Below are 11705 nucleotides of genomic sequence, written 5' to 3' on the forward strand. Positions count from 1 at the left end.
GGAGACCGACCCTGATGTCCGACGACCTGTTCAACTCCGTCGACGCCCTGCTCGCGGCCGTGCACACCGGCCTGCCGCTCCCGGCCGAGCGGGCACGGCTGCGCCTGGCGGCCGGGCTGACGCCCGCGCAGATTGCCGCGGCTCTGCGGGTGGATTCGGCCCTGGTGACGGGCTGGGAGGACGGCAGCGCCGTCCCGGGCCCGGACATCGCCCCGTCCTACGCGCGACTCCTTGACGGCCTCGCCGCCCGCTTTCCCGCGCCCGAGCAACCCGCCTCCACGCAGCCTGCCTCCCCGGTCCTGGCCGTGCCGCAGGCGCATCCCGCCTCGGCGCCCGCCCAGCAGGCCGCCGAGGCGCCCGTTGTCCCGGTGCTCGACCAGAACCCGGACGGCTCGCTGGTGATGGGCCCGGCCGCGCCGTGCGTGCAGTGCGGCCAGCCCTCCGTCTACCGCGCCCAGGGCCACCCGATGCACCTGGGCGGCTTCTGCCGCCCCGCAGCCCCGGTGACCGAGGCCGCCGCTGCGGTCACCCAGCAGCCGGCCCCGGCCCAGGCCCCGCCCGCTCCGGCGCCCGTCGCCGCCCCGACCACGCCCGCAGCTGCTCCTGCTCCGGTCTCCTTGGTGCCGGTCCGGCCCGCGCCGACCGCAGCCCGGGCCCAGTTGGCCAGGCCGCGTCCGGCGGCGTCCCGTCCCGCTGGCCGTCCGGCTGCGCCGCGTCCAGCCGCCCCGTCTTCTGCTGCCGCGCGTTGGTGGCCGGCGGTCGCGCTGGACGCCGCCGAGGATGGCGGCTGGGTCCTGGATGTGCCGCAGGTCCCGGCCCCGGCCGGGCCGAAGCTGGGCGACTGGTTCGCGTGGCTGGGCACCGGGCTGCCGTTGCGCGTCGAGCGCGCCCACTCGGCCGGGCGCGGCGGCGACGGCATGGTTTGCCTGACCGCTGCCGCGCTCAAGCAGCTGGGACTGCCCGCCGCCCTGCCGACCACGGAGAAGGCCCTGACCGCGCTCCACACAAAGCTGGCGAAGGCCGCCGCCACGGTGGGCATGGAGATCAGCGACCAGATCGGACCGTCCTTCCACGTCTTCCGCCGCACCGGATCGGCCGGCGGCCCGAAGACCTCGGTCCGGGTCACGGTGGCGCCGTGGCTGGGCCAGGGCGACGGCCGCCAGCAGGCCGTCAGCGCCCTCGCCGCCCCGTTGGCCACCGCCCCCGACGGCACCAAGGACGGGCTGACCCTGGCCCGCCGCTACCGCGCCTTCACCGCCGACCTCGGCGTCGCCCCCGGCGCGACCACCGCCTCCACCGCGATGCTGCTCCTGGACGCGGTGCGCCCCCGCGTGGAGTGGGTCAAGGACCAGACGACGGGGGAGTGGTCCTCGCACCCGCGCGAGGGAGCCCTGCCCTCGGGTGACCTGTGCGTGCCGCCGGCCGCCGGGGCCCGCCACCCGCTGACCCGCGAACTGCTCTCGCGCGGCGAGGCGGTGTGCGAGGAGGAGGACTACAAGTGGTGGGCCCGCACCCTCACCGCCGAGGAGGCCCGGCGTCCGTGGGCGGTCGCGGTCGACGTCTGCGCCAGCTACCTCTCGGTCACTGACTCCCTGCGCCTGCCCATCGGCCCGTACGCGTACGCGGAGCACCCGGCCTGGGACGGCGGCAAGACCGCCGGCCTGTGGTGGTGCGACTTCACCGGCATCGAGGTCGATCCCCTGCTGCCGCACCCGGCCACCTTCCACGGCCAGGCGCCGACCGGCCCGGGCTGGTACGCCACCGTGACGGTCGCCTACATGGCCACCACCTACAACTTTGACCCGGCGACCATCAGCGCCGCCTACCTGGCCGCCCACACCGCGCCGTTGCTCAAGGAATGGACCGGCCGCATCCGCGGCGGCTACAAGCGCACCTACGCCCACCTCGGCCTGTTCGACGGCCAGAACCCCGAGGAGTTCCTGGCCGCCTACGCCGTGCACAAGGACGTCGGCACCGACCCGGTCCGCGCGGACGCCATGGTTCTCGCGGGCAGCTACAAGAACGTCTACAAGGGCGGCATCGGGAAGTGGGCCGACTCCGCCCGCCACCTGGACGACCAGGTGTGGCTGGAGAAGATCGCCGCGTCCTGGTCCTACGACCCCGCGCTGCGCTTCCAGGTCATCGCCGCCGCCCGCATCGCCGCCCACCGCCGCCTGCGCAAGACCCTGCTGCTCACCGGCCGGGCCCCGATCGCGGTCAACGTGGACAGCTACCTGTACGCCACCGACGCCCCGTCCCCGCTGGAGCTGCTCCCGGTCAAGGACGACGGCACCCCGGTCCCCGGCGCGCTGCGGCTGGGCATCGCCCCGGGCAGCCACAAGCACGAGGCCTCGATCCCGCTGGCGGCCGTGGTCGAGGCGATGGAGCGCCGGGAGCACCCCTCCAAGCTGGTCCACCACTACACCACCGCCGGCACCCCGATCGGCCCGGAGCAGAACGACGGGACCGCCGGCACCGGCAACGACGATGAGGAAGGCGGGAACTGATGGCGGGCGGGTTGTTCGGTCGGGTGCGCGAGGCGCTGTTCCCCTCCCGGAAGGCGCCGGTGCAGTCCACCACGCAGGCCGGGCAGGTGCGGGACCGCAAGTACGGCGGGAACACCAAGGCCATGGCCGCCGCCTACGGCGTCGCGCCGCGCACCGTGCTGCGCTGGATCGACGGCACCCGCCGCCCCAAGGGAGAGGACGCCCAGCGGCTCCAGCGCGAGGCGGTCGACGTGCAGACCACCGAGCGCGGCCGGGAGCGCAAGGCCAAGCAGCTCGCGCAGCGCGGCACCGTCTCGGGCATCGGAGCCAGGGTCGGCCGCGCCGTGAACTTCGAGATCCGCGGCTCGGACGCCGTCCGAGCCCGTGACATCCACCTGAACCTGACGGGCGAACAGGCTGCCGCCCTGGCCCTCGCCGAGGACGAGGACGAAGCGCGCGCCATCATCGGCCAGGCCCTCGCCGACTACTTCAACGGCGGCGTCGGCTACGGAGGCTTCTCGGCCGACGACTTCGAATTCGACGCAGGCGACTTCGACCTGCGCTGACCGACTCCATCGAATGCTCAACTAGCCCACCACAGAAGCTGGTTCTGGGCCACTGGTCGCTTGCTTGTAGCAGCGCGCTGCTGCAAGCAAGCGACCAGTAAAATAGGGCCAGACGGCCATCACCTGCTGCTGGAATGGGCTAACCCAGCAGCCGCAGCCTTGCCTAATTGAGGCTCTTGACCCGCAGAGTTGTTTCCATCATGACCTTATTCAATGCATCTATTACGAATCCCTTGAGCAGCTGATGCCGGTCGGGTTCGTAAACAGCGGGTGGTTCCGGCCTTGAGAAGTCAAACTCCGCAAACCCCTCAATAAATTCGGCAACCGAAGCCTCATAATCCTCGGGACTCTGCTCCCCGCCGGCCACCACCTTCTTCTCCTCCCGTGCCGGGGGCACTGCGTAGCGGATGAGGCCGAAGTCCCGGAGGCGGGCGCACCCGTCCTCCCAAGAGTCGCGGCGCAAGCCCATCCTGCTTCGGCGAGCGGCATACAGGTAGATGCCCTCCTCGCGGTGCTTCCCCGGGTACCGGTTGAACAGCGACATCAGAGTCAGCCACACCGAGATCTCTGCATCGCTCAGCACGTGGATCCAGCCCTTCAGGAAGAAGTCGGCCGGGACCCTGAAGGTCGTGCCATACCTCGGGTGCGGCACGGAGTAGGGCTCCATCGTCTGCAGCTCGCCCCGGCCCAGCTCATTGAGCAGCACGAACTCCTTGTACTGCCTGACCGCGCCTTCCAGAGGCACCGACACCAAGGCCTGCGAGCCGCCGGAGCCGGGCACCAGCTTTCCCCTCGTACCCACCGCCTCCAAGGTCTGCAACGCGGACCTCACCTGCCTCAGCCGCTGATCTGCCAGCGTGCGACGCTGCTTGGTGTCCCTCATGTACTTTTCGGCCTGGGTGCTGTAGGCGCCGTCGACCGCGATCAGGTCCGCCCATGAGGCCGGACCGGACAGATGTCGGCTGCTTGTCCACTTCTCACCGGCTTCCAGGCGGCACTGCGCCTCGAAGATCGCCAGGAGATAGAAGCGCAAAGCGAGGCCGCGGGGCCGGATCAGCCGGATCAGCTGGGTCAGCACCGGCTGCCTCTTGTCCTTCTCCGGCAGCTCCACGAGGCCGGTACGGAGCCGGATGTAGTCGGGCCGTCTCCCGGCCTGCCAGGTCTGATGCAAAGCCGCATTCGCCCGTTTGACGGACTGGGTCGCCTTCAGCTGATCCAGCCTGCGGGCACGCCGCTCGGCACGCATACGCTCGCTGCTCATCCCCACCTCAACGTTCTGACCTCGACGCTCTGACCCGCATATAAGTCTAAGTGGAATTAACAGACAACTTCTGTGCGGGTCAGAACGTTGCTGACGGACCATCAGTGACGCCCCGCTGCGCCCGCAGACTGGTCGTACGACCTGGTCGGAAAGGTCGGGTGGCCAGCCGTTCGCGGGGACGCGAACGGCCCCGGGGGCAACCGGAGCCGCTTCAATGGGTAGCAGTCAGGAGCGTAACGCTTGATGAGCAACGACAACGGGCCCGAGCGGCTTCCCCAGCGCTGGGCGTTGATCCTCTCCGTGGCCGCCGGAGCCGGTGTCCTCGCGTTCGTGATCGGAGGGCCGCTGGCCGGGCTCGGTACGCTGGTGGCGGTCACCACCCTGCTCCACACCGTGATGGCGTAGGACACACGGGGGTGTACCAGGCCCGGCCTGGTACACCCCACCAGACCCACTGACACCACCCACCGCCGCCCCGCAGGCACCGCCGCCCAGGCCCTCCACACCGCGCTCGACCACGTCGGCCTCCACGCGCTGGCGGACGACGACCACCAGGCCTCTCGCGAGCTCACCCGCACCCTCGCCCCAGCCACGCTGCGCCAGGTCATGAACTGGCTGGAGCGTACCCGGACTGCGGCCCTCGCCCTGCTCGGCACCGAGCAGACCCCGCCCGTCCAGCCCGTCGTGCGGCGCAGCCGGTTCTGACAAGTCGCAAGGCGCCGGCCACCTGGTGGTGGCCGGCGCCTTGCGCTGCGCGTGCCGAGCCCGCTACCCGGCCTTACGCGGTCTGCCGGGTGGGTACCGCGCGGAAGCCCCGGCGGGGGCTCCTCCGGACCCCGCCCCCGCCGGATCCGTCCACCGGCTGGCCACCGCTGCCCAGGAGCTGGCTCCACTGCTCCGCCGTTCGGAATCGGCGGGCGATAGCTGGCCTCACGGAATTCACCGACATCAATCTTCCGCCGTTCTATCCCGAATTCCCTCTATTTTCTCCCGCCCGAAAATTGGCCGACAATGGCAGTTGAACCGCTGTAGCAAGCTGGGCAGCCACCTGAAATGGTTGGGCTCGATGCACGTGTGAAGCTGCATGTATTTGTCGTCGGATGCGGTGGTTGTCTGTCGTGGAGTGTGGGGGTGTTTTTGCTGGTGGGTTGGGGTGTCGGTTGTCGGTGCGTCAGTTTGGTGCGGTTTTCGGCGTCATCGGGATGACGTTTGGCCTGGTCAGGTCCGTGCGGCTTCCTCTGCGCTGACGGCATGTCCGGGTTGTACCAGATAGTCCTACTGGGTGTCATCGGAATGCGGTTTCGGGCGTCATCGTGGTGCGGTCGCTGTCTTCATAGAGGGGCCGGGGACGGGCCTGGTCGTTGCCGGGGCTGTCGGACGGGCCGGGAGGGCGTGGATGGCGGACGGCGGTGGCGGGAGCGACGCGGTACGGTCCGGCGATTCGGCGCCAGTGGTGCGTGAGCAGGTGGTGTTCCGGCTCCTGGCCTTGGAGGAACGCGGTGTTCTTACGCCCGAGCATGTGCGTCTTGCGGCTTTCTCGGCGGGCAGGTCGGTGCGGACGGTGCAGCGCTGGCTGCAGACGGCCCGTGAGGAGGGCCGGACGGTGCGCAAGCCCCGGCCGCGGTTCACGGTCACGGGCGAGGTTCATGCGCGGTTGGCGTTGTGGTGCGGGAACGCGGCGGCGGTTCACCGGGAGCTTCTCGCGCAGGCCCGCGTGTCGGCGGACGACTCCGTGGACGGGGCAGCCGGTGGGGAGCCGGCTTCGAGCGCCAGGAGCGGCGGGGGAGTGGGCGTGCCGTCGTTGGCGACGTTTCAGCGGGCGGTGCGCCGGGACCTGAACGCGGGTCAGCGTGCCGCGCTCAAGGGCGGGGAGAGGGCCCGGCGGGCGCACGATGTGTATCTGGCTCGTCCGCCGCAGTGGCGCAACGCGTGCTGGGAGGGCGATCACAAGCATCTGCCTGTCGAGGTCGAACTGGACGGGGAGCTGGTGCGGCCGTGGGTGACGTGGTTCATCGACTGCGCGAGGAACGCGATCACCGGCGCGGCCGTCACCCCGCACCAGCCCTCCCGGGACGCGGTGCTGGCCGCGTTGCGGATCGCCTTGTCGCGGGACGAGCCCGGTGGCCCGTACGGGCCGATCGGCGGACTGCCGGAACTGGTGCGGGTCGACCGCGGCAAGGAGTTCCTGTGCGCCACGGTGACCCGGGCATTGGGCGCGCTCGCGGTCCCGGTACAGGACCTCCCCGCCCGCCGGCCGGAGTTGAAAGGCACGGTGGAGAATCTCAACCACTGCGTCACAGCCATGTTCCTGGTCGCGCAGCCCGGATACCTCCACGCCCCTACCGCCACCACCCGCCCGCCGTCCCGCAGAAGCGACCCGGCCGATGTGCTCTCGTTCACCGAGTTCACCGCACGGCTTCTGGGATGGGTGCGGTGGTGGAACACCGACCACCGCCCGCAGCCGCTCGGCGGCCGCACACCCCTCGAAGCCTGGCAGGACGACCCCACCCCGATCGAGGACGTCCCGCCCGACCTGCTGCGCTCCTTCACCCTCGAGGACGCGGGAGGCGACAAGGTCCTGTCCACGAAGGGCGTGTACTGGCGGGGGCGTTACTACGTCGGCCCGTGGATGCACGGCATGGACGGCACCCGGGTGCGGGTGCGGTTCATCCCTCACCACGACCACGAGATCGAGGTGTTCGACGCCGTCACCGGCACCCACCTCGGGCCGGCGCACCTCGCGGACGCCGCCACTGCGGCCCAGCGGGCCGCGCTGCGCCGGGCCAAGGACGCCCAGCGGCGCACGATGGTACGGGCACTGGCCTCCGCGGACCGCCAGCGCCGCCAGCTGGGCCGCTACGGCGCGGGCACCGAGCCGATGAGGCCCGAGCCGCTGGCGGCGCTGACCGCAGCCGAGGCCGAGGAGCAACTCGCCACGGCCGCCGGGAGTGCCTTGGCGAAGCGAGCGCTGCCGGACCTGATCCCGCCGCGGGAGGCACCCGCGTCATGGGCCCGCCCGATCCGCCGCCCCCGCCCGGCAGCACCCGGTACCGATGCCGACCCGCCGGCGCCTGACGCGGCACACACCCCGGGCAGCGGCGGTGGTGCCGTGAACGGGACGGACGAAGAAGAAGCAGAAGAGGGAGGAAGCCCGTGACGACCGCGGACCGACTGGGTCGGCTGCCCGCTGAACGAGAGGACCACTACATGCGCCTGCGCGGCGCCCAAGTGGTCGGCACCCGGGCCCTGTTGGCGGTGCGGGAGAACATCCGTGCCGCGATCGAGGCCAGGGCGATGATCTGCATCTACGGCAGGACCGGGCACGGGAAGTCGTTCGCGGTGAACGCCTCGCTGCGCGACCTCGCCCCGCAGATCACTCACCGCATCCAGTTCCGGGCCCGCCCCTCGACCCGGGACCTGCGCCACGAACTGTTCTACGCCCTCGGCCTGCCCGGTCGTCCGCCCTCCCATGCGATCGAGTTCGACCGGATGCTGCGCGGGGCGCTCGAGGAGACTCGGGTGCTGGTGTGCGACGAGGCACAGTGGCTGTCGAAGCTGTGCTTCGAGTACCTGCGCTACCTGTGGGACGACACCGGCACCGACCTGACGATCGTCTTCACCGGCGGCAACGGCTGCTTCGAGATGCTGCAGAGCGAGCCGATGCTCGAGTCGAGGGTCTACTGCTGGCAGGAGATCGACCCCCTGCCGCTGGAGGAGGTCCTGGACACCATCCCGGCCTTCCACCCGATCTGGGCCGACGCCGACCCCGAGCTGATCGCCCTGTGCGACCGCGAGGCCGCCCACGGCAACTTCCGGGCCTGGGCGAAGATCACCCACCACCTGGCCGCCGGAATGAAGGAGTCCGGGCGCGCCAAGGTGGACGAGGACCTGGTGCGCTGGGCCTACAGCAAACTCGGCCGACGACAGGCCGGTGCACCGTGCTGACCTGCCCCGACCCACCGCCGGTCACCGTCGTCCTCGACCCCCACGACGACCTGCCCCACACCCGCGCCGCCCAGGCCGCCCACAGCCCCACCACAGGCCGGGCCACCGTCCACCCCACCGTCGGCACCAACTCCACGATCTGCCTCGCCTACGACATCCTCGCCGCTCTCGGCAAACCCGTGCCCGTCACGGCTACCCCAGGCTCGACCCCGACCCGCCCTGGGCGATGGCCGCCGCCTGGACCCTCGCCACCCCCATCACCCACCTCACCGTGCTGCGCGCCCACCTGCTCGGCCGCCGCCGCATCCAAGACCTGATCACCCTGCGCGAGCGCACCGGCGTCCACCTGCTCCTGGTCTGCCACCGCCGTCGTCCCACCCCCGCCCTCGAACAGGCCTTGCGCCAGGTGGAGCACCGCCTCGCCGACGCGGCCGCCCGCCTCCCCGGCACCGACGACACCGACCTCCCGCGCAGCCGCCCGCCTCGCCCCGTCCCGGTGCACGATCGCTGGCTCAACCTGCCCGCCCTGACCACCTACTGGTCCGGCGACGGTGCCCAGCGCCGCTGCCGCTGCACTCCGCCGCTCGCCCACGACCGCGGCTTCCACCCGCCCCAGATGCCCCCCCGCCACCGCCACCGAAGTCGCCCGCCGCCTCCACACCGCGACCGCCCACCCCCACCTCGCGGCCCAGCTCGCCGTCGCGGTCTTCACCGCCGCATCCGACGCCCAGCTCCACACCGCCCGCCCCACCGACCTCACCGACGGCGCGGCCACCATCGCCCTCCACGACGCGGACGGCCTGCGCTTCGGCTGCCTCACCCACCCCGTGCCGCCCTGGGCCCGCCCCCTGCTCCTCGCCGCCGCCTACCAGCACGCCATCGCCGAAGCCGGCGACACCCCGCTGTTCACCGTCCCCTTCACCAACAACGACCTGCCCGGCCTGTTCGACCTCGCCGACACCTGCAAACTGCGCCCACCCCAGCCACCCAAGCCCCGCTCCCGTTCGGGCCACCCCGCCCCCAAACCGCAGGACCAGCGCACGATCTGGCCCTTCAGCAACGCCCACTACCGCTACCCCTGGGCCGCGGGCCCCGAGTACATGCGGGGCTGCCCGCCTCCACCCATCCGGCGCGGGTAGCGTCGGGGGCGTCACCCGCGGGTGACGCCCCCGCTTCCCCCGGCAGCCCACCGCCGGCCCTACGTCCACTTGACGCTGTGCTCGGCGAGCTGCCCCGCACTTACCTTGGCCCCGCCTTGCCACCGTGTTGTGCAGGAACGCGCCCAGCCCCACGGAGACGACCTCAACGTCCTCCTCCCCACCGGGTCCGGTAACCACGATCTCCAGCGGATCCTTGTGCGGGAGGGCCACCTTCGCGTGGCCCTCCCGCTCGACAAAGCCGCCAGGTGCAGCACGGACCGCTCCGCCCGGAGGCATCCGGCTTCCTACAGGCGCGTTCGCACCCACAGCGCCCCGCATGACACCAGGGCGCCGCCCAGGGCGGTGGCTGCGCCGCAGACCAGGTAGACGGCGGCATCCCGGCGGGCGCGCCGGCCCCACACCCGCCACTGCCTCCGTCCCGTCAAGCGCACCTGCGTCGCGAAGGCTTCCGGTTCGGCAGGGTTGCTCGTAGGCTCCGAAGTGGACATGTGCTGCTCCTCAGTGGCTTTGTCCTCTGCTGACGGCTCCCTGCGCACCAGGGGGCCGTCGCCATTTGTGCGACGGCCGCGCCGTGTCCACCTGCTGAGACAACGGACTGCCTCAACAGGTGACCGGAGGCAACGAAACCACCCCGAAATGGCCTCTTACCAGCGAAAACAGGTAGTTGCCAAAACGAGTTTCAGTGAGTTGGAATGCGCTGTACTTGGGAGAAAAGGAGCTGACATGAGTTCAAATGCACTTCTACTGGGTCTATCTGTGTCTACCCAGGTCTTCCTAGGGCGTCATCGCAGGGCAATCATGGGTGCATCGGGGGCAAGCGGGTCATCGGGGAGTGGAGCAGACGGATGCCAAGGATGCCGAAAATGCCCACCGTGGAGCAACTGCCCCCGAGCACGAGGCGCTCGCTGGTGTCCGAGCTGCACGTCCACTTCCGCGCGGCGGGCCGGCCCACCCTTGGACAAATCGCCGCAGCGACCCAACGCCTGGACAACCCGGTTCAGGTCAGCCGGGAGACGGTCCGTAGGCTGCTCACAGGAGAGGGGACCAGCACCTGGTCCAGGGTCGACTCGGTACTGCGGGCCCTGTGCCACCTGGCTGATCAGAGCCCCGACCGCAGGCGCTGGCCGGAGTCGAACAACTACGACGACGAAGACAACACCACGTGCCGCCAATACCTGCGCCAGCTGTGGAACGACGACATCGACGGCGTCAGATCAGACGAGCCGCCCGTGCCCAGAACGGAACCGACCAGCGGGTGGGGGACACCCGCCTCACAGCCGCAGGGCGGCGGGTGGGGAGCGCCCGCGCAGCCGCAGCGTGGGGGATGGGGAGTCCCACCCCCCACAACACCAGCGGACGACCCACGGGCATCAACGAAGAGTGCCGTGCCATCAGGTACAGGCTTCTCGGAGGAACCGCCCTTCTAATCGCCGGGTCGAGCGCGCAGCATGAGCCCCGGCCGCGCCGGGCGCAGGTCTACCAAACCACTCTCAGCGCCTCCAGCCTCCCGGGCACGGCCCTCGCGCTCGACGAACGCGGCCAGCGCCTCCACGCCGGCGCTGGAACCGGTGTGAAGCTGCACTTCGCTGTCGCAGATGGCGGTAGCAGGATGGCGCTGTTGCGGGCCGGAAAGGGCAGGTCACAGCGGCTGCGCCCGGAATCACGTCATCCTGCTGCGGTTTTTCCGACATCGTGGTGACGTATGGGATGGCCAACGAACTGAAACCTATTACCAGGCCGACAGAACGACACTCAACCGCATTACTAACCTGCCTTTCTGATGCTATCCACGGGGCCCCAGTTTCCCCGACCAACTCCCAATCCCAGACTCTAGCGGGCCACTACCTTTGATTCACAGACCGAGGGAAGCCCGTCCTTGTACCACCCCAACGAGTGACTCCATCACCTGATTACCCCTCACCATCCCACCAGTCAAGGCGCGAAGCGCCCCCACCCTCCACCCCAGTCAGCCCGGGCGAAGCCCGCGAACCCACCCCACTCGCCCAGGGCCGAAGGCCCCATCCTGACACCCACCCAACTCCGCAGCGAAGCGCGGAGTTGACCCACCACCACCCAAGGGCGCGAAGCGGCCCGCCACCCCACCCGATCGGGCGCAGCCCGATCCGGCCGGCGCAGCGGCCCGCCCGCGCGCAGCGCGGGCCGGCCACGGGCGAAGCCCGAGGCCCCCGGCCGAAGGCCGGAGCAGTACCGGCGGCGAAGCCGCCGCGCAGCGCCGAAGGCGCAAGCAACCCGGGCCGAAGGCCCGTGGTTACCCGGCGTAGCCGGG

At 70.8% G+C, this 11705-nt stretch carries 7 protein-coding genes; 6 read left to right on the forward strand and 1 reads right to left on the reverse strand.

Annotated features, from left to right (window positions below):
* Positions 1 to 14 precede the first annotated feature (14 nt).
* On the forward strand, positions 15 to 2507 hold the full coding sequence (locus ACIP37_RS34715; protein WP_400812113.1) for a multiprotein-bridging factor 1 family protein: 2493 nt from the start codon (positions 15 to 17) through the stop codon (positions 2505 to 2507).
* Complete coding sequence (locus ACIP37_RS34720; protein ID WP_400812114.1) at positions 2507 to 3052, forward strand: hypothetical protein; 546 nt, start codon at positions 2507 to 2509, stop codon at positions 3050 to 3052. The genes ACIP37_RS34715 and ACIP37_RS34720 overlap by 1 nt, the downstream gene beginning before the upstream one ends.
* 163 nt (positions 3053 to 3215) lie before the next feature.
* Here ACIP37_RS34720 and ACIP37_RS34725 read toward each other — a convergent pair whose 3' ends face one another.
* Positions 3216 to 4313 carry a hypothetical protein gene (locus ACIP37_RS34725; protein WP_400812116.1) on the reverse strand — a complete coding sequence of 366 codons (1098 nt, stop codon included), beginning with the start codon at positions 4311 to 4313 and terminating at the stop codon, positions 3216 to 3218.
* A 243-nt stretch (positions 4314 to 4556) separates the two neighbouring features.
* On the opposite strand from ACIP37_RS34725, the gene ACIP37_RS34730 reads away from it, so the two are divergent.
* The 4 genes from ACIP37_RS34730 to ACIP37_RS34745 all read left to right on the forward strand — a co-directional run bounded on the left by ACIP37_RS34730 (position 4557) and on the right by ACIP37_RS34745 (position 9397).
* Positions 4557 to 4718, forward strand: coding sequence for a hypothetical protein (locus ACIP37_RS34730; protein ID WP_400812118.1), 162 nt, complete (start codon positions 4557 to 4559; stop codon positions 4716 to 4718).
* A 1063-nt stretch (positions 4719 to 5781) separates the two neighbouring features.
* On the forward strand, positions 5782 to 7470 hold the full coding sequence (locus ACIP37_RS34735; RefSeq protein WP_400812126.1) for a Mu transposase C-terminal domain-containing protein: 1689 nt from the start codon (positions 5782 to 5784) through the stop codon (positions 7468 to 7470).
* Entirely contained in the window at positions 7467 to 8258 is a 792-nt protein-coding gene (locus ACIP37_RS34740) for an AAA family ATPase (RefSeq protein WP_400812120.1), read from the forward strand. Before ACIP37_RS34735 ends, ACIP37_RS34740 begins: the two co-directional genes overlap by 4 nt.
* Before the next feature lie 551 nt (positions 8259 to 8809).
* Positions 8810 to 9397 (forward strand): hypothetical protein, encoded by a 588-nt coding sequence (locus ACIP37_RS34745; RefSeq protein WP_400812122.1) that lies wholly within the window; start codon positions 8810 to 8812, stop codon positions 9395 to 9397.
* Positions 9398 to 11705: the final 2308 nt, after the last annotated feature.

Origin of the sequence: Kitasatospora sp. NPDC088861, from assembly GCF_044750105.1 — a bacterium.
In the GTDB taxonomy this organism is placed as follows: domain Bacteria; phylum Actinomycetota; class Actinomycetes; order Streptomycetales; family Streptomycetaceae; genus Kitasatospora.

Excerpts from the sequence above, each read along its gene's own strand:
- ACIP37_RS34715 (WP_400812113.1), top strand. The coding sequence starts at position 15 with ATGTCCGACGACCTGTTCAACTCCGTCGACGCCCTGCTCGCGGCCGTG.
- ACIP37_RS34720 (WP_400812114.1), top strand. The coding sequence starts at position 2,507 with ATGGCGGGCGGGTTGTTCGGTCGGGTGCGCGAGGCGCTGTTCCCCTCC.
- ACIP37_RS34725 (WP_400812116.1), bottom strand. The coding sequence starts at position 4,313 with ATGAGCAGCGAGCGTATGCGTGCCGAGCGGCGTGCCCGCAGGCTGGAT.
- ACIP37_RS34730 (WP_400812118.1), top strand. The coding sequence starts at position 4,557 with ATGAGCAACGACAACGGGCCCGAGCGGCTTCCCCAGCGCTGGGCGTTG.